Annotated in this window: 20 protein-coding genes; 11 read left to right on the top strand and 9 right to left on the bottom strand. The window is 42.9% G+C overall.

What is annotated here, in order from left to right:
• Positions 1-141 precede the first annotated feature (141 nt).
• Together K6V30_RS20555 and K6V30_RS20550 are read right to left on the bottom strand one after the other, a co-directional pair.
• Positions 142-1,596, bottom strand: coding sequence for a DUF3868 domain-containing protein (locus K6V30_RS20555; RefSeq protein WP_055269038.1), 1,455 nt, complete (start codon positions 1,594-1,596; stop codon positions 142-144).
• 24 nt (positions 1,597-1,620) lie between these two features.
• Positions 1,621-2,208, bottom strand: coding sequence for a DUF3575 domain-containing protein (locus K6V30_RS20550; protein ID WP_055269010.1), 588 nt, complete (start codon positions 2,206-2,208; stop codon positions 1,621-1,623).
• 246 nt (positions 2,209-2,454) lie between these two features.
• Between K6V30_RS20550 and K6V30_RS20545 the strand changes: the two genes are divergently transcribed.
• The 4 genes from K6V30_RS20545 to K6V30_RS20530 all read left to right on the top strand — a co-directional run bounded on the left by K6V30_RS20545 (position 2,455) and on the right by K6V30_RS20530 (position 8,516).
• Entirely contained in the window at positions 2,455-3,999 is a 1,545-nt protein-coding gene (locus K6V30_RS20545) for an acyl-CoA carboxylase subunit beta (RefSeq protein WP_010538709.1), read from the top strand.
• Between the two features lie 12 nt (positions 4,000-4,011).
• Positions 4,012-5,523 (top strand): acetyl-CoA carboxylase biotin carboxylase subunit, encoded by a 1,512-nt coding sequence (gene accC / locus K6V30_RS20540; RefSeq protein WP_055269009.1) that lies wholly within the window; start codon positions 4,012-4,014, stop codon positions 5,521-5,523.
• A gap of 11 nt (positions 5,524-5,534) precedes the next feature.
• Positions 5,535-6,059 carry a biotin/lipoyl-containing protein gene (locus K6V30_RS20535; RefSeq protein WP_010538707.1) on the top strand — a complete coding sequence of 175 codons (525 nt, stop codon included), beginning with the start codon at positions 5,535-5,537 and terminating at the stop codon, positions 6,057-6,059.
• A 90-nt stretch (positions 6,060-6,149) separates the two neighbouring features.
• Positions 6,150-8,516: a PAS domain-containing protein gene (locus tag K6V30_RS20530; RefSeq protein WP_055269008.1), complete on the top strand. Its 2,367-nt coding sequence runs from the start codon at positions 6,150-6,152 to the stop codon at positions 8,514-8,516.
• A 100-nt stretch (positions 8,517-8,616) separates the two neighbouring features.
• Here the strand turns inward: K6V30_RS20530 and bioD are convergent, their stop codons facing one another.
• The 6 genes from bioD to K6V30_RS20500 all read right to left on the bottom strand — a co-directional run bounded on the left by bioD (position 8,617) and on the right by K6V30_RS20500 (position 15,504).
• Positions 8,617-9,264, bottom strand: coding sequence for a dethiobiotin synthase (bioD, locus tag K6V30_RS20525; protein WP_055269007.1), 648 nt, complete (start codon positions 9,262-9,264; stop codon positions 8,617-8,619).
• Entirely contained in the window at positions 9,261-10,046 is a 786-nt protein-coding gene (gene bioC, locus K6V30_RS20520; protein WP_010538704.1) for a malonyl-ACP O-methyltransferase BioC, read from the bottom strand. The genes bioD and bioC overlap by 4 nt, the downstream gene beginning before the upstream one ends.
• A 9-nt stretch (positions 10,047-10,055) precedes the next feature.
• On the bottom strand, positions 10,056-10,715 hold the full coding sequence (locus tag K6V30_RS20515) for a DUF452 family protein (RefSeq protein ID WP_010538703.1): 660 nt from the start codon (positions 10,713-10,715) through the stop codon (positions 10,056-10,058).
• Positions 10,712-11,866, bottom strand: coding sequence for an 8-amino-7-oxononanoate synthase (locus K6V30_RS20510; RefSeq protein ID WP_010538702.1), 1,155 nt, complete (start codon positions 11,864-11,866; stop codon positions 10,712-10,714). Before K6V30_RS20510 ends, K6V30_RS20515 begins: the two co-directional genes overlap by 4 nt.
• Positions 11,867-11,891: 25 nt before the next feature.
• Entirely contained in the window at positions 11,892-14,306 is a 2,415-nt protein-coding gene (gene bioA / locus K6V30_RS20505; RefSeq protein WP_055269006.1) for an adenosylmethionine--8-amino-7-oxononanoate transaminase, read from the bottom strand.
• 91 nt (positions 14,307-14,397) lie between these two features.
• A complete protein-coding gene (locus K6V30_RS20500) occupies positions 14,398-15,504 on the bottom strand; it encodes a DUF4421 domain-containing protein (protein ID WP_055269005.1) in 1,107 nt (368 codons plus the stop codon).
• 164 nt (positions 15,505-15,668) lie between these two features.
• Between K6V30_RS20500 and K6V30_RS20495 the strand changes: the two genes are divergently transcribed.
• Complete coding sequence (locus K6V30_RS20495) at positions 15,669-18,797, top strand: SusC/RagA family TonB-linked outer membrane protein (protein WP_055269004.1); 3,129 nt, start codon at positions 15,669-15,671, stop codon at positions 18,795-18,797.
• 17 nt (positions 18,798-18,814) lie between these two features.
• Positions 18,815-20,296 (top strand): RagB/SusD family nutrient uptake outer membrane protein, encoded by a 1,482-nt coding sequence (locus K6V30_RS20490; RefSeq protein ID WP_055269003.1) that lies wholly within the window; start codon positions 18,815-18,817, stop codon positions 20,294-20,296.
• Positions 20,297-20,375: 79 nt separating this feature from the next.
• On the opposite strand, the gene K6V30_RS20485 is transcribed toward K6V30_RS20490, so the two are convergent.
• Positions 20,376-21,581: an MFS transporter gene (locus K6V30_RS20485; RefSeq protein ID WP_055269002.1), complete on the bottom strand. Its 1,206-nt coding sequence runs from the start codon at positions 21,579-21,581 to the stop codon at positions 20,376-20,378.
• Positions 21,582-21,680: 99 nt separating this feature from the next.
• Between K6V30_RS20485 and K6V30_RS20480 the strand changes: the two genes are divergently transcribed.
• The 5 genes from K6V30_RS20480 to K6V30_RS20460 all read left to right on the top strand — a co-directional run bounded on the left by K6V30_RS20480 (position 21,681) and on the right by K6V30_RS20460 (position 26,051).
• Positions 21,681-22,814, top strand: a complete 1,134-nt coding sequence (locus K6V30_RS20480; RefSeq protein ID WP_055269001.1) for a glycerate kinase — start codon at positions 21,681-21,683, stop codon at positions 22,812-22,814.
• 364 nt (positions 22,815-23,178) lie between these two features.
• The gene (locus K6V30_RS20475) at positions 23,179-23,424 is read left to right on the top strand and encodes a GlsB/YeaQ/YmgE family stress response membrane protein (RefSeq protein ID WP_010538695.1); all 246 of its coding nucleotides are present in this window, start codon (positions 23,179-23,181) and stop codon (positions 23,422-23,424) included.
• Positions 23,425-23,468: 44 nt separating this feature from the next.
• Entirely contained in the window at positions 23,469-23,756 is a 288-nt protein-coding gene (locus tag K6V30_RS20470; protein ID WP_010538694.1) for a YtxH domain-containing protein, read from the top strand.
• A 388-nt stretch (positions 23,757-24,144) separates the two neighbouring features.
• Complete coding sequence (locus tag K6V30_RS20465) at positions 24,145-25,215, top strand: LacI family DNA-binding transcriptional regulator (RefSeq protein ID WP_055269000.1); 1,071 nt, start codon at positions 24,145-24,147, stop codon at positions 25,213-25,215.
• A 23-nt stretch (positions 25,216-25,238) separates the two neighbouring features.
• Positions 25,239-26,051, top strand: a complete 813-nt coding sequence (locus tag K6V30_RS20460) for an SDR family oxidoreductase (protein ID WP_055268999.1) — start codon at positions 25,239-25,241, stop codon at positions 26,049-26,051.
• Positions 26,052-26,055 lie beyond the last annotated feature (4 nt).

Raw genomic sequence — 26,055 nt, 5'->3', positions numbered from 1 at the left:
TAAATAGTCAACTCCTGGTGAATATCTATATAACAAAACAAAATGCGGTTTTGATGGATGAATGACTAATCATTTTATACAAAAAACGGATTGTCGACCAGACAACCCGTTTTTTATTTGTTTTTAATGCGAACTCTTTTGCTACTTGCTCATTTTCATATTCATGATTTGTTGCAACTGCTTTAAATTGGCTTGGGCAGCTTCATTTCCTAGTTTGGCAGCTTGTTCGAATGCTGCCATAGCACGTTGGATGTCTCCATTTAAGAAATTATACACTCCCGTATTGTTGAGGAACTCAGCAGTGGTATGGTCTGCTTTTTCCATATATTTTAATGCGGTATTGATATCTTTCTGTGAAAGGGCGACAGCTGCTGCATTCAGATTGGCTACTGCATCGGTCGGATACATGCGTACAGCAATATCAAATACATCTACAAAGTCTTTGCTGCCTTTCGGATAACTATTGGCGACCTGGTACATCTCATTCAGACTCAGATATTTCGGATTTTCCCGGATGATGATACGTCCTTGTTCTACATCGAAGTTAACTACTGTATAGTCAATCTTGCAATTCACTTTACGCAATCCCGGATAAATTTCTTTCAGCATGGTGCGATAAGGAGCTCCCCCGCCTACTTTCATGATTTCCTGTTTGCGTTTCACATCGTTCGTAGTATTTTTGATAATATTCAGGAATGTTTCTTTATCCTTCATAGAAGAAGATTCGAGTGCTTTCACTAGTCCATCCCAGTTTTCACCGCCAAAAGTCACCTTATACAGTTTGGCGGGTACCTTTTCCTTCTTAACGAGATAATCTTTCAGAGCTTCCGCACGTTTTTTGGATAGCTGTTCGTTGAAGGCCAGTGGTCCTTCGGGAGAAGCAAATCCTTCAATGCTGATACTTTGTACAGTCAGATTCTTGTCATTCTGAATTTTGTCAAACATAGAATGAATGTTCACCAGTTCGGAGTGGTTGTTCATGAAGTCAGTAAGGATAACAGATTTATTGACAGGGAAATCCAGATGCGCTTCATATTGTTCGCTACGGTTTTTTACCACCTCTATTGTAGGCTGAATATAAGCCACAATAGGCGACATGGCACTCAATCGTTTGGCTTCGGTTGATACGTCATTGGTTATCAGTTCCTGTGCATTCATTTCCTGATAATTGCCGCATCCGCATAGATTCTCAACAAGTTGTAAAGAAGCGTTTGCCATCCACGGTTGGTAAGGTATGACTTGCGTATAATTAAATGTTTCTCTTTTGTTATAAGGAACAATGATAGCGGTAGGTTCCTCTTTGCTGATTGCCAATCCACGGATGTATGCTTTTTCACGTCTTTTCCCATTGACAATAATTTCTTGAAGCGGAACATTATGCTGTCCGTCCGTCAGTAGGGGGATAAGGCTTAAACTGCGTGCCGAGCCTATAGTCAGGTCTTTCATATCAACCGTCATGCCGACATAAAGAGAGTTTCCTTGTTGCCATAAAGATACATTCGAAAGTGTGAGCGCATCATTCAGAAATTTCTGTGCATGAGTCGGAAGTATGGTGGCTGCAAGAGCTATAAATAGATAGATAAATTTTCTTTTCATCATTGTAAGTTTTAGAAAGTTCGATTATTTGATGACATAAATGAAACTGAGGCCGATTTTGGTCGGACCGAAATAATTGCGGCTATTGTGCCCGAGTTTTTCACCTCCGTCTCCACGGGCATATTTATCATATTTCAGGCGGGCGTAGCCAACGCCGATGGTTGCTTCCATGCTCCAGCGTTTACTGATAATCCATTGGTATCCGTAAGAGATACCGACTCCATACAGACTGCCGTCATAACGGTCATGTCCCATTCCGAATATATTCAGATTGCTGACATTCATTTCTCCATAATGTCCGTGCAGGCCGAAGAAGCTTCCGTTGAAACGTTCGCAGAGCCAGTAGCGCAATTCCGGTTGAACGAGCCAGTGTTTGATCTGGCGGTCGTCGCCAAATTTCCACGGATTATAGTTACCGGATACATCAAAAGTGATTTTCTTTGCCAGCCCGACTTCGAATCCCAGATTAGGAGTGGTGGTTGCCCAATAAAGGGCATTAGTCTTGATGGCGAATTTGGGTAGATAGGTTTCATTCCGTTGTACTTGGGCATGCACGCTTGTACCCAATACGAGCAGGAAACCGGCTGCTAATAAAAATTTAATTGTTCTCATTTTTGTTAGGGTCTAGGTTTTATTAAAATGATATGCGATAAACACATGATTGTGTGACTTTGTTGTGGAAACCCGAAAAAAAATAATAATAAGCCGCATCCGCCATAAAGATGTTTAAGGGCATAAATGCTAACAAATTCAGTAAATGATACGTTTACTATATAAAAAGACCTTTGTGTAATCAATATGACAACAATTTAATTTATTACTGCTTATTTTTACACATAACATTTATACAAACAGCCTATGAAAGAGCTTATCAAGAACCTGGAAGAACTGAACAGGAAAGCTGAAAAGGGTGGTGGAGACGCCCGGATCGAAAAACAGCACTCTGTGGGCAAGCTGACCGCCCGTGAACGCATTGATTTACTTTTGGAGAAAGGATCGTTTATCGAACTTGATAAACTGGTAACTCATCGGTGTACCGATTTCGGTATGGAGAAACAGAAATTTTCCGGTGACGGGGTGGTGACCGGTTACGGAATGATCGGCAAACGGCTGGTCTATGTTTTTGCACAGGATTTCACTGTGTTTGGCGGAGCTCTCTCGGAGACACATGCCAAGAAAATCTGTAAAGTGATGGATATGGCAATGCAAATGGGGGCTCCCATTATCGGACTGAATGACTCCGGCGGTGCCCGTATTCAGGAAGGAGTCCGTTCATTGGCAGGATATGCAGAGATTTTCCTGCGCAATTCCATGGCTTCGGGAGTAATTCCCCAGATCAGTGCTATTATGGGGCCGTGTGCCGGTGGCGCTGTTTATTCTCCCGCGTTGACCGATTTTATTCTGATGGTAAAAAATTCCGGTTATATGTTTATCACCGGTCCCGATGTAGTAAAGAGTGTGACACAGGAAGAAGTAAGTAAAGAAGAGTTAGGCGGGGTAGGTATCCACATGACAAAATCGGGTGTGGCGCATCTGTCTGCTGAGAATGATATCGAATGTATCAATTACATCCGTGAACTTATTTCCTATCTGCCGGGAAACAATATGGAAGAGCCACCTTTCGTTGTTACTAATGATTCGCTGACTCGCCTGATACCGGAACTTTCTGACTTGGTGCCTGCCAATCCAAATCAGCCCTATAATATAAAGGAGATGATAGAAGCAATTGCCGACGATAACAACTTCTTTGAACTTCAGTCTGAATTTGCTGCGAATATCGTTACCGGATATATCCGTCTGAACGGAAAGACGATTGGTGTAGTGGCCAATCAGCCGCTGGTGCTGGCAGGGACACTGGATATCAACGCTTCTATAAAAGCCGCCCGTTTTGTCCGTTTCTGTGATGCTTTTAATATACCTCTTCTGACTCTGGTCGATGTGCCGGGATTCCTTCCGGGAGTTGATCAGGAATATGGCGGTATCATTCGTAATGGTGCGAAACTGCTTTATGCTTATTGCGAAGCCACCGTACCGAAAGTAACTGTTATCACTCGTAAGGCCTATGGAGGTGCTTATGATGTCATGAGTTCCAAGCATATTCGTGGTGATGTCAATCTGGCTTTCCCGACTGCCGAAATCGCTGTGATGGGACCGGATGGAGCAGTGAATATTCTTTTCAAGAAAGACATCGAGAAGTCACAAACTCCCGAAGAAAGGCGAAAAGAACTTCAGAGTGATTATCGTGAAAAGTTTGCGAATCCTTACCGTGCAGCGGAATTGGGATATGTGGATGAAGTGATTGATCCTGCCGTGACCCGTTTACGTCTGATACGTAGCTTCGAAATGCTGGCCAACAAACGTCAGTCAAATCCACCTAAGAAACACTCGAATATTCCACTTTAAGAAAAACAAGTTATGATAAAGAAAATATTAGTTGCCAATCGTGGAGAAATAGCCATGCGCATCTTCCGTACATGCCGGGTGATGAATATTTCGACAGTGGCTGTTTACACACATGTAGATCGGGGAGCCTTGCATGTCCGCTATGCAGAAGAGGCTTATTGCATCTCCGGTTCGCCCGAGGATACTTCTTATCTGAAACCGGAGTTGATACTTTCCATTGCCAAGAAGACCGGTGCGGCTATTCACCCGGGATATGGGTTCTTATCAGAGAATGCCGACTTTGCCCGCCGTTGTGAAGAAGAAGGAGTAATATTTATCGGTCCCGGTGCCGACATTATTGCTAAGATGGGAATCAAGACTGAAGCACGCAAAATAATGCGTGAAGCAGGACTGCCTATTGTACCCGGAACCGAAGCTCCTGTGCAAGGCATTGAAGAAGTGAAAAAAGTAGCCAAGGAAGTGGGCTATCCCATCATGCTGAAAGCGCTTGCCGGAGGAGGTGGAAAAGGAATGCGCCTGGTCCGCACCGAAGAAGAAGTAGAAACAGCCCTTCGTTTGTCCCAATCCGAAGCAGGTACTTCGTTTGGTAATGATGCGGTTTATATAGAGAAATATATAGAGAATCCGCACCATATTGAGGTGCAGATTATGGGAGATAAATACGGTAATGTGGTCCATCTGGGCGAACGCGAATGTTCCATTCAACGGCGTAACCAGAAAGTGATTGAAGAATCTCCGTCTCCGTTTGTGAAAGAAGAAACCCGTAAGAAAATGCTGAAGGTAGCTGTGGAGGCGTGTAAGCGAATCGGTTATTATAGTGCCGGAACATTAGAATTTATGATGGACAAGGATCAGAATTTCTATTTTCTGGAGATGAATACCCGTTTGCAGGTAGAACATCCTGTGACGGAGGAATGTACAGGTGTCGATTTGGTACGTGACATGATAATGGTAGCTGCGGGCAATCCATTACCATATAAACAAGAAGATATTAAATTCAGCGGAGCTGCTATCGAATGTCGTATTTATGCGGAAGACCCGGAGAATAATTTTATGCCTTCTCCCGGGGTGATTACTGTTCGTGAAGCTCCCGAAGGCCGTAATCTCCGTTTGGATAGCGCTGCCTATGCCGGATTTGAAGTCTCCCTGCATTATGACCCGATGATCGCCAAGCTCTGTTGCTGGGGACGTACCCGCGAATCTGCTATCTCCAACATGGCGCGTGCCTTGCGTGAGTATAAGATTCTGGGCATTAAGACAACGATTCCTTTCCACCAGCGTGTGTTGAAGAATGCAGCCTTTCTGGAAGGAAAATATGATACGACATTCATTGACACCCGTTTTGATAAAGAAGATTTGAAACGCTGTCAGAATACCGATCCGACAGTTGCCGTGATTGCTGCCGCTGTGAGACATTATGAGAGGGAGAAGGAGGCTGCATCCCGTGCAACCACGCTTCCTGTTGTAGGTGAATCTCTCTGGAAATATTACGGCAAGTTGCAGATGACTGCGAATAACTATTAAAATATAAATATATGAGTACATCATTAGCGACTTATTATGCCAAACTTCTGGATATGCCGGATAGTGAATATAAGGTAGAGATTCTGGAAGACGGACCGATCAAGAAGATAGCGGTCAACGGTAAGATATACGAGGTCGATTACAATATGGGAGGCGACTCTATTCATTCGATTATCATCGATCATCACTCTCATGGAGTGCAGATATCTCCTTCTTCCAATAATTCCTATACGATTATGAATAAGGGAGAACTTTATCAGATAGAGTTACAGGGAGAGATGGAGAAAATACATAATGCCCGTGCCGGTGCGGAAGCTGTGGGACGACAAGTGGTACAGGCTCCGATGCCGGGAGTCATCCTGAAGATATATGTAAAGAAGGGGGATACAGTGAAACGTGGAGATCCGCTTTGTGTATTGGTAGCAATGAAAATGGAAAACGAAATTCGTTCGACCACAGACGGAGTAGTGAAAGAAGTCTTTGTAGAAGATAATATGAAGGTCGCTTTGAATGACCGGGTTATGGTGATTGAATGATTCTTTTAAAAATAAAGGTGTTTTACGTACTTATCTCAAAACTTTTCTTTACTTTTGGCAGATAAGTACGTATTTACATCTTGATGTCTTATGGATAGCGAACAAACAAAAGAAGCATTAAAAGAAGAATTAGAGTTACTCAGAAAAGAAAATGAGCAACTGAAGCGACAACTTCTGTCTCTTGAACAGAAAAAACAGACAGAAGAAAGTACTGCCAGTTTTCAGGAAAGGTATGCTGTCAGAATCTTGAATTCTTTACCGGATATGTTAACCGTTTTCAACAACGACGAAGTAGGAATTGAAGTGGTTTCCAATGAAGAAACCAATCATGTCGGAATATCCAACAAGGACTTTGAAGGAATGCGTATGTGTGACATGGTACCTCCGGAGGCCTATCAGAATATCCACTCGAATATGCAGAAAGTGATTGCTACAAGAACTGTTTCGGCAGCGCATCACGATCTGGATTTCAATGGCTCCCATCATTATTACGAGAACCGTATCTTTCCGTTGGATGAAGAACATGTACTGATCATGTGTCGTGATATCACAGAGCGGGTGGCTACCCAGCGACAGCTGGAGGTGTTTAAGAGTGTACTCGACAAGGTTAGTGATAGTATTCTTGCCGTATCGAGTGATGGAACTTTAGTATATGCCAATAAACAATTTATAGAAGAATATGGTGTCACCCAGCAAATGGGCACACAAAAGATATATGACCTGCCTGTCTCCATGCGTACACCGGAGCTTTGGGAAGCCAAGCTGAAAGATATACGCGATAATGGTGGCAGTTTTTCGTATCGCGCGGTGTATGTGCGTAAAGGTGAAGAGAAAGAAAGGGTGCATCAGGTTTCTACCTATTTGACCAAAGAAGACGATATGGAACTTATTTGGTTTTTTACTCAGGACATTACAGATGTCATCAAGAAACGGGATGACCTTCGGGAATTAAATCTATTGTTGGACGGCATTCTGAATAATATCCCGGTTTATCTGTTTGTGAAAGATCCCGAAGATGACTTCAAGTATCTGTATTGGAATAAAGCTTTTGCCGAACATTCCAAGATTCCGACATCCCGGGCCATCGGGCATACGGACTTTGAAATCTTTCCTGAACGTGCGGATGCCGAAAGATTTCGCAGAGACGATCTGGAACTGATTCGCACGCATGAACGAATCGAAATGCAGGAGACCTATGTGGCAGCTACCGGAGAGACTCGTATCGTGCAGACTTTGAAAGCACTCGTACCTATGGAAGGGCGTGAACCGCTTTTGATAGGCATATCCTGGGATATCACTAATTTCCAGAATATCGAGCAGGAATTGATTAAGGCACGTATCAAGGCTGAGCAGTCCGACAGGCTGAAAACTGCTTTTCTGGCAAATATGAGTCATGAAATCCGGACACCTCTGAATGCGATTGTAGGTTTCTCTAATCTGTTGCCTTCTGCCGAAAATGTGGAGGAGGAGAAGCTTTATTCCCGTATCATCAATCAGAATTCAGAGATATTGTTGCAGCTAATCAATGATATTCTGGACTTGTCGAAAATAGAAGCGGGCACGCTGGAATATGTCAAACAGCCCATGAATCTGGGGGAAGTATGCCGCAATATTTATGAGATTCATAAAGGACGTGTACAAGAAGGAGTTACCCTTATTCTGGATAATAAAGAAGATGATCTGATTATTGAAGAAGATCGGAATCGTATTATGCAGGTTATTACTAATTTTATAACCAATGCCACTAAATTTACTTATGCAGGTGAAATCCGCTTCGGCTTTAAAATAGAGAATCATTGTATTCATGTTTATGTGAAGGATACAGGCATCGGGATAGAGGCGAGTAAAGTGGATCATATCTTTGACCGTTTTGTCAAATTGAATTCTTTTGCACAGGGTACGGGCTTGGGTCTCGCCATTTGCCGGATGATAATAGAAAAAATAGGAGGGGAGATTGGAGTCACTTCGGAAACAGGGAAAGGGTCGACTTTCTTCTTCACCATACCGTATAAGGAGAATTCGGATGAGCATATAACTTTTTCCGATGCTTTTGAAACGAAATATATCAGCCATACTATAAAGAGAATGCAGAAAATCAAAAAGATTCTGGTGGCTGAAGATGTGGACAGTAATTTTGTATTAGTCAAAAACATGATTGGGAAAGAGTATACTTTGCTGTGGGCCAAAGATGGTTTTGAAGCTGTAGAAATGTATAAACGATATCAGCCGGATTTGATTCTGATGGATATCAAAATGCCTCGTATGGATGGTTTGGAGGCTACCCGTATCATTCGTTCGTATTCAAAGGAAATCCCTGTCATAGCACTGACTGCTTATGCCTTTGAGACCGATAAGGAGCAGGCTTTTGAGGCCGGTTGCACTGATTTTGTTACGAAACCGGTATCACGGGAGGCATTGGAAAAAGCGCTGGGAAAATATTCAAATTTAACCATGTAGAATACGGAGACAGAAAATTTTAAAAAGAAACTGCTATTCTATAAAGAAGAATGAATCAGCCTTCTTAAAAAATACCAGTTTCTTTTTCTCAAAACAATATCTATTCTTTTATTTCAGGAACTAATAAAAACTTCGTATCCGGAAAGTATTTTTCCAGCCAAGTCCGGATAAAGTTCATTGTATCATTTTGAATCGTTTTATCTTCCACTGTTGGATAGAGATTATAAAGTACTGTATCCAGAACAATCCCCCGTTTCTGTATGGCTTCAAGGCTCAAAAGTGTATGATTGATGCTTCCCAGTTTGCCGGAAGTAACGAAAATGAGTGGATATTTCTCCTGTGCGATATAATCAATCGTTAAAAGTTTCGTAGTCAGAGGGACCATAAGACCTCCTGCCCCTTCAAGTAAGACATAATCATATCGTTCGCTCAGTATTTCAGTAGATCGTTTGATTTTATCAAAGTTGATAGGTCGATTATCTAATTCGGAAGCCAGATGGGGTGAAGCTGGGTAAGAATATATCTCCGGCATGGTAAGCCCTTCCCGGTCTTCTTCAGTGAAGGAGATTCCCATGATATGACGATGGAGGTCTATGTCTTCGGAGTGACCCACATTCCCGGTTTGGATGAACTTTTGGGTAATTGTCCTTTTGCCATGTTGGTTCCATTCACGTGCCAAGTAGCCGGTCGCATAACTTTTTCCTGCATCAGTATCGATGCCGCTTACAAAATATACATTCTGTTTCATACTTTTTTCTTTTTTGCTATGATATAAATAGGGTGATATGTCAAAGACACAGAAGTGCCTTGTGTAAATTCTTGCGTGTAACGTTCGCAAAAATACTGTAGATCACGACGGGTCCAAGCCTGTCTCTTTTGCTTTGGATAGAAAGAAGAATGTGCTGATAAACTATTTACACCTGTCTGTTTCAGATGATACAATACCTTCATCGGATTTTCGAAAGAGAGGAGAATCAGCTCTTCTTCTGAGTACAGTATATCAAAATGAGGAGACAGGGCAGCTTCAAGTTCTTCTTTTGAACGATAGGGAAGACCTGTTCCGGTAAGCTCACGTATTTCCTTCATATTCTTCTTCCCGAAAGTGCTGAAAGCAAAATAACCTTGACTATGAAGTAGTGTATTGCATCTTTTGAAAAAGTTCTCCGGCGACTCAAACCATTGCAAAGCAGAACAGGAAGTAATTAAAGTACTTTTATCCGGAAAAGGAATCGTTTCTGCATCTCCGGAAAGAAAAGAGACTTGCTTCTCCTTTAATAAATCTTCGCAGCAATATCTCATTTCCGGACACAGATCGTTCAGCAATAACTCTTCCGGACGAAGGGTACGGAGCAGCATTCGGGAATAAACACCTGTGCCGCATCCAAACTCAATCACTTTCGGGCAGGGAGAGAGGATATATTTTTTAAGCAGACGGATCATTTTGTCTGCTATCTGCCGTTGTACGTTTGCTTCACGGGGGTAGGTGGCGATGGCTTTTGAGAAACGTTCCGCAATAATTGTCTTATTCATGATCGATGGTTACTTGATGTTCATAATTACCTCATAAAAAAGTTCCTGCTGATAGTGAGCGGCTTCGACATTTACAAGGGAATCTACTTTATTTCTCCATGCTGTCTCTTGATACTCCGGAAGGAAAATCCGGTCATTTTTCCCTACGATGGCTTTATGCCAGATGAAGTCTGAAGATACCGATGACAGGCATTGTTGCCGGATGGCAGCAAGTTCTTCTTTTAACTCTTCAACCGGACGCTTGGGAGCTATTGTTTGAAAAGCTTTGTAATCGGTGGAAGAGTTACACATTCTTCGCTGGAACTTCTGTAGCGTTTGTTCATTCAATCCTTGCAGGGTACCTTCAAAGACAGATGGCATAATTCCTTTCGTTGCATGTATGGGATAAAGTGTTCCGTTGATGGCGATACTTTGGGAAACAGGCAGGGAAGGATGCTGCTTCATTATCTGCGAGGCAGCCCAAACTCCCATCGACCATGCAATCAGAGTTATTTCGGAATATGCTTGCATCAAAGTAGTATCGAACTCTAACGAGCGATAGTCATAACAAATCATCCAATCACATCCTGCAGGCTGGATGTGAAGAAATGGTGTTTCATCCATTCCCCAGCCGGCAAAGAATAATAGTAGCTGTTTTTGACTGTTATTGATGATAAAATGCTGTTTCATTGGTTTATTATTTCTATTAGTCTGTCGATTTCATTTTCTGTGATGTCCGCTGTCAATGAGAAACGGATACGGGAAGTCCCTTCGGGCACTGTAGGCGGGCGTACAGGCAAAGCGTAGAACCCTTTGCGTTGCAATTCTTCTGCTTTCTTTATGGTATCTTCGCTTGCTCCGACCACCATCGGTACAATGTGGCTGACAGAAGGACACTGATACCCTTTATCGGACAGTGCTTCTTTCAGTTGCCGACTGATTTGCAGCAGATGTTCTCTTTTCTTCCGGAAATCGGTGAGGTGCTTCAGTACCCATGAAGTCCATTGAATCTGGATAGGAGGAAGTGCTGTTGTGAAGATAAATGTACGCATCTTATTGATCAGATACTCCCGGATGATTTGTCGGCAGATGATATATGCTCCGGCAGATGCCGCTGCTTTTCCGAAAGTTCCTATCAGAAAGTCTATGTCGTTGATGCAATTTTGTTCTTCGGCACATCCTAAGCCTTTTTTGCCTCGTGCTCCGAAAGCGTGGGCTTCGTCTACATAAAGAAGAACGTTAGAGTAATTGTGTTTCAATCGTACCAATGCTTGTAAATCGGCTTCATCTCCGTCCATACTGAAGATACTTTCGGTAACGATTATGATCTTCTCATACATACTGTGGTTTTCTTCAAGAAGACGTTGGAGCTGGGGTAAATCATTATGGCGATACCGGATACATTTGGCAGATGATAATCTGATTCCGTCTATCAGGCTTGCATGTACAAGTTTATCCGCAAGTATTAATGTCCGGGCATCGCTGACTGCCGGAAGAATACCTGTATTGGCATGGTATCCACTATTGAATACGAGGGCGCTTTCTGCTCCGAACATAGTGCTTAATTGTTGTTCCAGCTCCTCATAGACAGTGTAGTTGCCTGTCAATAGGCGGGAAGAAGAGGAAGTGGGCAGAAATGATTCAGGGGTGAGGTTCTTTAAGAATTCCTCTCTTAAAGACAAATCATTGGCTAACCCCAGATAATCATTGGATGAAAGGTTCAGCATTCGTTGTCCGTTTACTATCACATCTCTTCCCTCATGAGTCAACTGCGGAAGGGAACGGTAATTCTTCTTTTCTTTTAAAATCAGAAGTTCTTGATTTATGTTGTCTAAAATCATACTTTATACAATGATAAAAAATAAGTTACATCTCGCTTACTATCTTGAGCACTCTGGTAGTTAGTTTACTTAACTGCTCCGGAGCAATGATGAACGGAGGCATCAGATAAACCAATTTTCCAAAAGGGCGTACCCAGATACCTTCTTCTACAAAGCGGCGTTGCATATATGCCATGTTTACTGAGCGTTTTGTTTCGATGACTCCTATGGCTCCTAATATCCGTACATCCGCTACTTGCGCTAACTTGCGGGCAGGAGCCAGTTCCTCCTTTAGCTGAGTTTCAATTCGTTTCACGTTCTCTGCCCAGCAGGAATCGAGCAAGAGCCGGACGGAAGCGCATGCTACTGCGCAAGCGAGCGGATTACCCATAAAAGTGGGACCGTGCATAAAAGCTCCCGGTGCATGATTGGAGATCGTATCTGCTATCCGGTTGCTTGCCAGTACAGCAGACAGCGTCATGTATCCTCCGGTCAGTGCTTTTCCTATACACATGATATCCGGTTCTACTCCGGCATGTTCCCAGGCAAAGAGTTTGCCGGTACGTCCGAATCCTGTTGCTATTTCGTCAAATATCAGGAGAATATCATATTCTTTGCAGAGTTTTTCCGCTTCACGCAGATATTGCGGATGATAAAACCACATACCGCCTGCCCCTTGAACAATAGGTTCGAGGATAAGTGCCGCCAGTTCTTTAGAGTGTTTCTCTATGGTCTCCTGCAAGGGGATGATATCTTCCGGATGCCATTCTCCGTCAAATCGGGAAGAGGGTGCCGGAACAAAATAACGGACAGGAAGCGATGAACCGAAAAGGCTGTGCATTCCTGTTACGGGATCGCATACGGACATTGCATTCCAAGTGTCACCGTGATAACCGGAGCGGATGGTTACGAAATTATTTTTTTCAGGTTTTCCGGCTGCATACCAGTATTGTACGGCCATTTTTAAGGCAACCTCTACTGCTACCGAACCGGAATCCGCATAAAAAATCTTTTGCATGGACGGGGGAACCAATGGCAATAGTAGCTTACCTAATTCGATGGCCGGATCATGCGTCAGTCCTCCAAACATGATATGTGACATCTTATCTAGCTGGTCTTTTGCTGCCTGATTCAGTGTCGGGTGGTTGTATCCGTGCACTGCACACCACCAGGATGACATTCCTTCAATCAATGTCCGTCCATCTTCGAGGGTAATTGTTGCTCCGTCTGCCCGTTTCACTTTATAAACAGGTAATGGATCGGTCGTAGAGGTATAAGGATGCCACAAATGTTCACGATCAAATTGAGAATCCGCGAAATGGTATCCTTCTTCCAGAATCATCTTTTTGTCATCTGAAACCTTCGAACCGAGCGTTGTCAGCAGATCGCCCACAATAGCGGAATTGATGCCGATGAATAGTGCTTTGTGCATGGCTTCGGGAGTGAGTTGTGAACGACCTCCGGCGAAACGCAGGAAAGCGGTGGGATTGATAAAGCGGAACAGGGCAACAGTTCTCAGAATTTCTTCTTCACTCAAGGGCTTTTCACCTTCTAATGGGGTTCCGGGTATCGGACTTAACAAGTTGATGGGAATAGACTGTACATTCAGTTCTGCCAGTGTGAAAGCAAATTCGATACGCTGTTCCATCGTTTCTCCCATACCGATAATTCCACCGCAGCAGATATCCATACCTACCCGGCGGGCAGCATCGAGAGTTGCCAGTTTCTGCTCTTGTGTATGTGTGGAGCAGAGTTTGGGAAAAAAGGAAGGGGCTGTTTCGAGGTTACAGTGGTAGCGGGTGATTCCGGCATCGTGTAGTGAGCGGAGTTCTTCTTCGTTGAGTAATCCCAATGATGCGCAAAGCTGAATTGACGAATGATTCCGCATGAGGCGGACTGTGTCGCAAAGTTGTGTTATCTGTTTGGAAGAAGGTTTTCGTCCGCTGGTGACGAGGGAGAAACGGTTGATGTCTTGACTTTCGTTGTATTTTGCCTGTCGGAGACACTCTTCAGCGGGCAGGAGATCGTAAATCTTGGCTTGGGTCTTGTAGTGAGAGGATTGTGCACACCATTTGCAATTCTCCGGACACCGGCCGGACTTGGCGTTAATGATGGAACACATGTCGAATTCGTGCGAAGCACATGCGATGGTAATCTCGTGCGCGGCGGCATATAGCGCCTCGCTGTCGGCCATGTTGGCCAGCCAAGCGGCTTGGTCGGGCGATATGTCAATGCCTGCCAATACTTGGTCTTTGATTTCTTGAAGTGTCATAAATGTATGATAAGGGATAGTTTGTGCAGCATTCTGCTTGCGAAGAGCCACAGCTACCACATTCGTATGCAGGTGACCGATTTGGAATTCACGTCCCATACTCGCAAAAGCGGCATAGTTCTTTCTGCCCCAATAGCGGAAGCGGGAAAGAAGGGAACGTGTGGTCTGTATGTGGCGTTGTTTCTTCATCAGGTTCTTGTTTTTGAAGTAAAGAACGGGGCAAATGTACAAAGATTCTTTGGATAAGCAAGCAAGTTAATGATTTCTGCTGTATCTGCTTCTACTTCTTTTTTCTGTATTCCTTGCGTAAATTGAGATTGAATCCGACATATACCTGAAGCGTTCCGAATCCATTATCCAGTGAGAAATTATTCCGGTGGTAATTGTAGTTTTTGCCGACAAATGAGGTACCGACGAAATATTTTCCGTTATTATAGACTACTCCCGCACGAATCAGAAAGTCGAGATTAAAATTGCCGTACCATGTCTTTCCTTCGTGGGTTTCTGCATCTACATCGGAAGCTTTATAGGCTATGGCGGGAGTGAGAGACAGGCATGCCAGGCAGTTACGGGCAAATACCCAGTTATAGGCATAGCCAAAACTGATATTGGCATTGGTGTATTTTATATTGTTGACTTTCATGCCGGGATTCATTGTTTCCAGTATGAAATCGGGAAGTTCTGTATAATCAAACTCAAGATTGTGTTTTGAAATGGAAAAACCTGCGATAAACGAACCTGCATTCCGGCGTTGATTGGTTGACTGGCTGAAAGCGGCAGGGTAGGAGAATTTGCGGTTGTTAAAGATATAGTATAGGTTCAGTCCTCTGATATCGACCTTTATTCCGTTGAAGTTCTCGGAGTAATTGGCGGGGATGTCTTCCGGGAAACCGTTGATCTTATGAATTTTGTAGTTATTACCCGTACGACGATAGAAAATGTCTACTCCCAGTTTGGAACTGTATAAGCTTAAGTCAAATTCTGTTCCTTTGTTCCTCCGGTTCGTTTTCCGGTAAATATCGTCCACGTCTACGGACCATCCCAGAAAAATCCATCGCCAGCCAAAGTACAATCCTATTTTGTTATGTGGATTGGGGGAGAAACTCAGCTTTTGTGGTTGTGGCAGATTGCTGGTAACAGAATAATATTCAAAGTTGCTGAAATGTGTCGTCATTAATGCGTAGTTATACCGGTTGGGACTGATGTAAAGTGTGTCGAAGTCACTGAAATTCATGAATTTCTTAATGGCTCTTTTGAAAGCGCTCGGTTGGGCCGGCACCACAGAATCAGCTTGCAGACTATCGTTCATTAGGGTATCTCTCCCTTCAGTTTGAGCCTGTAAGGAGAGTGACAGAAACAGAAAAAGAGATAGAACAATTTGTTTCATCCTGTGATTTTTCGTTGCTATGATTGATACTGTTCGTTTCACGAATGTACTACCTTTCGTTGATTTATACTAATAATCGTCTAAAAAAATGTTTCGTTTCCTAAACAAATGAGATATGTATTCTGTTAGTTAGAACAAGCAAATAAATCCTAAGCCACAAAATTATGAGAATCTATTTACGTTTATTAGTGGCGTTTCTATTGCTTTCTGCCGGCAATATAGTGTATGCAGAAGCACAACAAGAGAAACGCGTGACGGGTACTGTGACTTCTGAAGGAGAGCCTTTACCCGGTGTTTCCGTACAAGTGAAAGGCGCCTCTTCCGGAACCATTACAGATATTGATGGAAACTATTCAATTGAAGCTCCCGCCAATGGGACTATCGTTTTCCGCTTTGTAGGAATGCGGACGGTGGAACAATCGGTGAATAACCGCAATGTAATCAATGTTACTTTAGAATCGGAGAGCAAAGAGCTGGACGAAGTGATGGTAGTTGCTTATGTCACTGCCAAGAAATATAGTTTTACCGGAGCTGCTTCGACAATGAAAGCCGGAGAAATAGAGAAGTTGCAGACTTCCAGCGTATCACGTGTGCTCGAAGGCACGGTATCCGGGGTACAGGCTAGTGCTGCCAGCGGTCAGCCGGGTACGGATGCGGAAATTCGTATTCGTGGTATCGGTTCTATTAATGCTTCCAGTGCACCGTTATATGTTGTAGACGGTGTTCCGTTTGATGGTAGTGTAAACTCTATCAATCCGGATGATATTTCTTCGATGACTGTATTGAAAGATGCTGCATCTGCCGCCTTATACGGTTCTCGTGGTGCCAATGGGGTTATTATCATTACGACGAAACAAGGGGAACAGGACTCAAAGGCGACAGTCAAAGTAAAAGCCTCTTTAGGAGGTTCCAATCGTGCAGTACGTGATTATGACCGGGTAAGTACCAATCAATATTTTGAACTTTATTGGGAAGCACTCCGGAACCAGTATGCTAAAAGTTCGGATTATACTCCGGAAACTGCTGCGGCACAGGCTTCCAAAGATCTGGTTACTAAATTGATGGGCGGCGGTCCGAATCCATATGGAACGCAGTATCCGCAGCCTGTCGGTACGGATGGAAAATTGCTGGATGGTGCCCGCCCTTTATGGAACTCCGACTGGAGCGATGCTATGGAACAGCAAGCACTCCGCACGGAACTGAACCTGAGTGTTTCCGGTGGTGGCAAGTCCAACCAGTATTTCTTTTCTGCCGGATATTTGAATGATAAAGGGATCGCACTGGAATCCGGTTACCAGCGTTTTAATCTTCGCTCGAATGTGACGAGTGAAATGACTTCCTGGCTGAAAGGAAGCATTAACCTGAGTTTTGCGCATTCCATGCAGAATTATCCGGTGTCTTCTGACTCTAAAACCAGCAATGTAATTACGGCTGGCCGTACTATGCCCGGCTTTTATCCTATTTATGAAATGAATACGGATGGCAGCTATAAACTGAATGAAGATGGTAGCCGTATCTATGATTTCGGTTCTTATCGTCCCTCCGGTTCTATGGCAAACTGGAACTTGCCTGCTACATTGCCTTTAGATAAATCGGAACGAATGAAAGATGAATTTTCCGGTCGTACTTATCTTGAAGCTACGATCATCGAAGGACTGAAGTTTAAGACAAGTTTCAATTTCGACTTGATCAACTATAACACGCTGGATTATACCAATCCCAAAATAGGTCCGGCTTTGGAAAACGGAGGTGGTTCCAGTCGTTTGAACTCGCGTACTTTCTCTTGGACATGGAATAATATCGCATCGTATGATAAAACCATCGGCGATCATCACTTCAATGTGCTGGCCGGAATGGAGGCTTATTCTTACCGTTATGATGAACTGACTGCTTCGCGCACCAAAATGGCTCAGCCTGACATGCCCGAACTGGTAGTCGGCTCACAATTGACAGGTGGCTCAGGCTATCGTATCGATTATGCTTTGGTGGGTTATCTGACCCAATTGTTATATGATTATCAGGATAAATACTTCTTCTCCGCATCGTATCGCCGTGACGGTTCTTCCCGTTTTGCACCGGAGACTCGCTGGGGTAACTTCTGGTCTTTGGGAACTTCCTGGCGTATTGACCGTGAAGAGTTTATGGCAAGTACTTCCGACTGGCTATCTGCCTTAACTTTGAAAATGAGTTATGGTGCACAGGGAAATGATAATCTGGGAACCTATTATGCAAGCAAGGGACTTTATACGATTGTTTCCAATTTGGGAGAGAATGCTTTGGTTTCCGACCGTATGGCTACTCCCAACCTGAAATGGGAGACGAACCTGAACTTTAATGTTGGAGTTGACTTTTCGCTGTTTAATAACCGTTTTTCCGGTTCGTTCGACTTCTTTACACGTCGTTCGAAAGACTTGCTTTATTCCCGTCCGATAGCTCCTTCCTTAGGATATGGTTCTATTGATGAGAATGTAGGTGCACTGAAAAATACAGGTATTGAAATGGTGTTGAACGGGACAATAATTAACCAGAATGGATGGGTATGGAAACTAGGTATGAACCTGACACATTATAAGAATAAGGTAACGGAACTTCCATTGAAAGATATGCCGCAAAGTGGCGTGAATAAACTACAGGTGGGACGGTCTGTTTATGACTTCTACATGAAAGAGTGGGCAGGTGTAGACCCCGACAATGGAAATCCGTTGTGGTATATGGACGAGGTAGACGCCAATGATAACCCGACAGGGAAACGTGTTACTACAAGTGATTATGCTTCGGCAAATTATTATTACGTCAACAAATCTTCCCTTCCCAAAGTATATGGTGGTTTTAACACTTCGCTTTCATGGAAAGGATTCGATCTTTCCGCAATCTTTGCTTATAGCATTGGCGGATATATCTACAACCGTGATATTACGATGATTTTGCACAACGGTAGTCTGGAAGGTCGTGACTGGTCGACAGAGATACTGAGAAGATGGACACCGGAAAACCGTTATACGGATGTGCCGGCTTTGAGTACTACTTCCAATAACTGGAACTCTGCTTCCACCCGTTTCTTGCAGAACAACTCGTATATGCGACTGAAAAATCTGACTCTTTCTTACAATTTGCCGAAACAGTTGATCAGTAAATTGGCATTGAGCAGCGTGCAGGTGTTTGTACAAGGTGATAATCTTTTCACTATTCACAGGAATCAGGGACTTGACCCGGAACAGGGAATTACAGGCATCACTTATTATCGTTATCCGGCTATGCGAACCATTTCCGGAGGTATTAATCTATCTTTCTAAAATTACACGATATATATATGAAAAAGATAAAAATACAATCTATGCTGACTGCTGTTGCCGGATTACTATTGGCGACAAGTTGTAGCAGTAGCTTTCTGGATACAGAGCCCACGGATGCAGTAAGCTCCGATCAGGTGGCAGTAGCCGGAAACGCGGAACGTCTCTTCAACGGAGCTTGGTATAACCTGTTCGAGTACGGAACAACTTATGCCAATATTGGCTATCGGGCACTTCAATGTCAGGATGATATGATGGCAAGCGATGTGGTTTCTCGTCCGAAATATGGTTTCAATTCTTCGTATCAGTTCAATGACATAGCGATTCCATCTGACGGAAGAACTTCATTTGCCTGGTATCTGATATATAAAACAATAGATAATTGTAATACTGCGATTTCCATTAAAGGGGACTCCGAGGAACTTCGACAGGCACAGGGGCAGGCATTGGCTTTGCGTGCTTTTTGTTATTTACATCTGGTACAGCATTATCAGTTTACCTATCTGAAAGATAAGGATGCCCTTTGTGTACCTATTTATACAGAACCGACTACGAGCACTACCGAGCCAAAAGGAAAATCAACGGTAGCACAAGTTTATCAGCGTATTTTTGATGATTTGAATCTTGCACAAGAGTATTTGGAAGGCTATGTCCGCAAAGGAGACGCCCAGAAATTCAAACCGAATGCAGATGTTGTCAACGGTCTTTTGGCACGTGCGTACTTATTGACCGGACAATGGGGAGAGGCTGCAAAAGCTGCCGAAGCTGCCCGCAAAGGATACTCACTGATGACTACCACTGCCGAATATGAAGGCTTTAATAATATTTCCAACAAGGAATGGATCTGGGGATCTCCTCAAACACTTTCCCAGTCGGATGCAAGTTACAACTTCTATTATCTAGATGCGACTTATGTCGGAGCTTATAGTAGTTTCATGGCAGATCCTCATTTGAAAGATACTTTTATAGAAGGAGACATCCGCTTGCCTCTGTTCCAATGGATGCGCGAAGGATATCTGGGGTATAAAAAGTTTCACATGCGCTCAGATGATACAGCCGACCTGGTGTTGATGCGTTCTTCAGAAATGTATCTGATAGAAGCGGAAGCGAAAGTTCGTGACGGTGTAGCGTTAGATCAGGCTGTAATCCCTTTGAATACTTTACGCAATGCTCGTGGGGTAGGAAATTATGATGTGACAGGAAAGACAAACGAAGCGGTCATTGATGAAATACTGATGGAGCGTCGTCGTGAACTTTGGGGAGAAGGCTTTGGTATCACTGATATTCTCCGTACCCAGAAAACGGTAGAACGTACGGCCTTATCCGAAGAAGTGCAGAAAACGGAAGTAGACTGCTGGCAGGAGGGAGGTAGCTTTGCAAAGAGAAATCCATTGGGACATTGGTTCCTCAGCTTCCCGAATGGCAAAGCGTTTAGTGAAAACAGTAGCTATTACCTGTATGCGATCCCTGAGAAGGAAATGAATGCAAACCCTAACTTATAATAAATAGCTCTCTTAATTTTTTGACTTTGACCTTAACTTGTGAGCCGGTATACGTCGTGATGACGCATACCGGCTGTTTTTATGCTGCTTTTTGCTTTTTCAAATTAGGTAAAAAGAAAGTGACTAATCCCAGCAGCGGCATATATGCACAGACATTATATACATATTCAATACTGGTTTTATCAGCCAAGTTGCCAAGAACGGCAGAAGCGACACCTGCAACTCCGAAGGCGAATCCGAAGAAAAGCCCTGATACTAATCCTAATTTGGTGGGCAGCAGTTCTTGCGCATAGAGCAGTATGGCAGGAAAGGCGGAGGAAAGCATTAACCCTACACAGAAGCTAAGCACAATGGTCCAAGTAAGATTAGCATGAGGCATAAGTAAAGCGAAAGGTGCTGCTCCCAGAATGGAAGCCCAGATAACATATTTCCGTCCGACGCGGTCGCCTATCGGACCGCCGATCAATGTTCCGATGGCAGTGGCAACTAAGAAAATAAATAAATATAGCTGCGATTCTTGTACGGTTACATTAAATTTATGAATCAGATAGAAAGTATAATAGCTGGTAAGACTTGCCATATAGATATATTTAGAGAAAATCAATATTAATAATATACCGATAGTGATAGCCGTCTTATCCATAGGCAGTGGGAGATGCACTGGCTTTCTGAGACTTACTATTTGCGCTTTCATCCGGTTTAGATAAGATTTGTACCATTTGCATATCGGATACATCACCCCAATAGCCGCTAAAGCGACAAATGAGAAAATGAAAAGATGGTCTCTGCCATAAGGAGCTACCAGTAAGGCTACCAATAATGGGCCTAATGAACCTCCGAAATTACCGCCAACCTGAAACAAGGATTGTGCGAGTCCACGTTTTCCACCCGAAGCGAGGAAAGTGATTCGGGACGCTTCCGGATGCAGTACGGAAGAACCGATACCAATTAAAAATACGGATAATAATATCCAGGGAAGATTGTCGGAGAATGCCAGACTGGTAAGTCCGACCATTGTAAAGCTCATTCCGATAGGCAAAGACCATGCAATGGGATACTTGTCAAAGATAATTCCGGTAATCGGCTGAAAAACAGATGCGGAAAGTTGATAAACTAATGTGATCAGTCCGATTTGCGCGAAGCTTAATCCCAAATCATCCTTGAACAATGGGTAAGCTGCCGAAACTACAGACTGCAAAAGGTCGTTGAGGCAGTGTGAAAGACTTAATGCAATTAAGATAGAGAACGTAATTTTCCCTACAGGCTGTTCTTGATTCTGTACCATAATACCTATTTCTATTGAAGTGTTCCTGAAAAAATTGCCTGCAAAGGTACGTAAACTTCCCGTTTCTCAATATATTTGCTACGATTAATTCTGTATGATATGAAGAAAGTGGTAGTAGCGATGGATTCTTTCAAAGGTTGTCTTTCCTCCACAGAGGCGGAAAAGGCTGCCGAAGAAGGCGTAAAACAAGTTTGTCCGGACTGTGAGGTCGTTTGTTTTCCGATAGCCGACGGAGGTGAAGGGATGCTCGATGTTTTGGTGGAAGCAACCGAAGGTGCATATCAAAAGGTAATTGCCGGTGATCCTTTGATGCGTCCGATAGAAACAGCTTATGGAGTTTCGGGCGATAAACGTATTGCCTTTATCGAAATGGCTGCAGTGAACGGGCTGCCATTATTATCGGCAACGGAACGGAATCCGATGCTGACTACTACTTATGGAACCGGTGAATTGATATTGCACGCGATTGAACATGGATACCGGGAATTTATAATTGGTATCGGAGGGAGTGCGACAAACGATGCCGGACTGGGTATGTTACAGGCATTAGGTTTCCGTTTTTACGATCAGAATGGAGAAATTTTGGGGAAGGGAGGTCAAATCTTGGATCAGATTGTCGCTATTGATTTTTCTTCTGTCCATCCGGCATTGAAAGATGCCCGTTTTACGATAGCATGTGATGTGCGAAATCCCTTTAGTGGTCCGGAAGGTGCCGCATACGTTTTTGCCCGCCAAAAAGGAGCTGACGGTGCTATGATTGAAAAACTGGATGCAGGTATGAAGAGGTTTTCCCGATTGATTCATTCAACTACCGGAAGAGAAATCACAGAGGTTGCCGGAGCGGGAGCCGCCGGTGGTTTGGGAGGAGCATTTCTGGCTTTTCTGAATGCGGAGTTGAAGCCGGGAATCGAATTATTGCTCCGGACATTGAAGTTTGATGAGAAAATAAAAGATGCCGATTTGATAATAACCGGAGAGGGAAGGGTAGACCGCCAATCTGTGATGGGAAAAGTTCCGTTCGGAATATTAGAAGAAGCGAACAAACAAGGCATACCGGTCATTGTTGTAGCAGGTAGCATAGCAGATACGGAAGTTTTGAATAAGGCCGGTTTTCGAGGTATCTTTTCCATTGTTCCTTCGCCTATGTCTTTGGAAGTAGCGATGAAACCGGAAGCCGCTAAGAATAATATTAGCCGGACTGTTGCTCAGATTATTTCTTTAGCAACCTTATAACTGTTCATATCTGTGTTATGCCATAAATAACCTCCTGCCTTTAATCAATTACTGTCTCGCTATGTTATTCTTGTTTCGTTCTACGTGGGTTATCTTTTAGTTCCACCTAGGTAGAACGAAAAAGAATAAGTATAAAAAAAGAATCGAAGATACTGTTCAACGGAATAACGTATGAAAGCCCCTTTATAGAAAAGAGAACGATCTAAGAAACAAGTTCCTGTCTGGATAGAAGGGGAGCTTCGGTCGTAAAAGTTCCTTTGAATAAAGTCTTAAAACTAAGGATTGTAAATTGTAGTTAATTCATTTTTGCCCTACCGAACTATTCTCTACACCTACTGTTGTTAAATAAAAAAAGGAGGATAAAATGGGCTTTATTTGGTATATTATTATTGGTATTGTGGCTGGGTTCCTCGCAGGTAAAATAATGCGCGGCGGAGGTTTTGGCCTTATTATAAATTTGTTACTTGGTATTCTCGGAGGAGTGCTGGGTGGTTGGGTATTTGCCCTTTTCGGACTGGCAGCTTCGGGATTGATCGGGAGTTTGATTACTTCTACTGTGGGGGCTATTCTGGTGTTATGGATTGCTTCTTTATTCTCGAAATCTAAATAATAATTTTATATAATTTATTTTTAATCTAAAAACAGAACTTAATTATGGAATGTAGACATGGAAATTTCTGGATTGGACTTGGAATTGGTTCAATTCTTGGTGCAGTAGCTTATCGTCTTTCACGTACAGCTAAAGCTAAACAGTTGGAAAGTGATATTTATAACGCTATTCACCGTATCGGTCGTGACGCTGAAATAGCAGCAGCTGAAGCAGAAAGAAAAGCAATGAATCTGGGCCTGAAAGCTGTTGAAACAGGAGCTAAAGTTGCAGATAAAGTAGCTGAAGAAGCTGACAAGGTAGTTGGAAAGGCAAAAGACAAATGGGAAAAATAATAGCCCTTGAAAGTGGTAATCGATTTTAATAGAACTGGTTACCACTTTCGATTTGTTCTGTTCTTCCTATTATTAAAGGCCTTTTTCACTTATTAAGAGTGATGTGTGCCCGTACACATTTTGCTTCTCATATACCTCTTTTCCATTCTTTCTGCAGATAAAAAGCTCTTCTTGCATGATACTTATTACTTTTCTAATAGATGTTTTATAGCTTTTCTGCTTAATATCTTATGTTTAACAACATGTGTGCACTTTGTGGTATTGCTTTAAATCGTTGATTTATAGTATTATATTAATAGTTTGTTATGATGTGTGTGCGCACACACTTTTGTTTAATTCAATAATTCATTTTACTTTTGTCGTTGAAAAACAAGATACTTATCAGTAAATGGATAAAGAATTCTCAAATATTCGTATTGTGGACATCGCCAAGATGGCGGGAGTCTCTGTCGGTACAGTAGACAGGGTAATTCATAATCGTGGACGGGTATCGGAAGAAAACAAGAAGAAAGTGCAGGCCATTCTGGAAATGGTTCATTATCAGCCGAACTTGATGGCACGTTCGTTGGCATCTAAAAAACAATACCATTTTGTTGCTATCATTCCCTCGTTCACTCACGGTGAATATTGGGAGGCTATTTCCGAAGGAATTGATAAAGCGGCTTCGGAAATGGAGTCGTATAATATAATTGTAACCAAGCTTTTCTTCGATCAATATAATAATAAAGCTTTTGATGATACTGTCCGTAATCTGCTGGACGGAAAAGTGGATGGAGTATTGATTGCTACGCTGTTTGCCGATTCTGTAATTCGTCTTTCTCAGGAGCTCGATAATAATGAGATCCCCTATGTGTATGTTGACTCTAATATTAAGGGGCAACATCAGCTTGCATATTTTGGAACGGAATCTTATGATGCCGGAGTGATTGCGGCCAGATTATTGACGGACAGACTCTCTTCCTCTTCTGACATTCTGATGGCACGAATTATCCATAGCGGAAAGAATGACTCCAATCAAGGAAAAAACAGGCGTGAAGGTTTCTGTCATTATCTGAAAGAAATAGGATTTGGTGGGAAGTTACACGAAGTAGAGTTGAAAATCAATGATTCTGTATATAACTTCATTAAACTTGACGAGCTTTTTGAAGCTAACTCTTCTATAAAAGGTGGTATTATTTTCAATTCAACCTGTTATATCTTGGGAAATTATCTGAAGGCACGGGGGATGAAGTCTGTTAAGCTGGTTGGCTACGACCTGATCGAAAGGAACACACAACTGCTTTCCGAAGGCGTCATTACCGCATTAGTAGCACAACGCCCCGAACGACAAGGATATGATGGCATCAAGTCATTGTGCAATCATCTGTTATTTAAGCAGAATCCTGAAAAAGTGAACCTGATGCCGATTGATATTCTTTTGAAAGAGAATCTGAAATATTATCTGAACAATAAATTATAAACCATATAAATAAAAAAAGAACCATGAACGAATTATTTAACGTAAAAGACAAAGTCGTTGTTATCACCGGTGGAGCCGGAATCTTGGGTAAAGGTATTGCTGCATATCTTGCAAAAGAAGGCGCGAAAGTTGTTGTGCTCGATAGAAGCGAAGAGGCTGGTAAAGCATTGGTAGAAAGTATCAAGGCAGAAGGTAATGAAGCGATGTTCCTGTACACTGACGTGATGGACAAAGAAGTGCTGGAAGGCAATAAAGTGGAAATAATGAAAGCCTATGGACGTATCGATGTATTGCTGAACGCCGCCGGAGGTAATATGGCAGGTGCAACCATCGCTCCGGACAAAACTTTCTTTGACTTACAGATCGATGCCTTTAAAAAGGTGGTAGACTTGAACCTGTTTGGTACAGTATTGCCCACAATGGTATTTGCCGAAATCATGGTAGAGCAAAAGAAAGGTTCTATCGTAAACTTCTGTTCAGAATCAGCTCTTCGTCCGTTGACCCGTGTAGTGGGTTACGGTGCTGCAAAAGCTGCTATCGCTAACTTTACTAAATATATGGCCGGTGAACTGGCTTTGAAATTCGGAAATGGTCTGCGCGTAAATGCCATTGCTCCGGGATTCTTCCTGACTGACCAGAACCGTACTTTATTGACGAATCCGGATGGCTCTCTGACCGACCGTTCTAAGACAATTCTGGCTCATACTCCATTTAACCGTTTCGGCGAACCGGAAGATCTTTATGGAACTATCCATTACCTGATCAGTGATGCTTCTAACTTCGTAACAGGCACAGTAGCTGTTATCGATGGCGGTTTCGATGCATTTTCTATCTAATACT

Origin of the sequence: Bacteroides faecis (assembly GCF_020091505.1) — a bacterium.
Classification (GTDB): domain Bacteria; phylum Bacteroidota; class Bacteroidia; order Bacteroidales; family Bacteroidaceae; genus Bacteroides; species Bacteroides faecis.
Note: the sequence above shows the minus strand (reverse complement) of the source record. Positions and strands in the feature narration are given on the sequence as shown.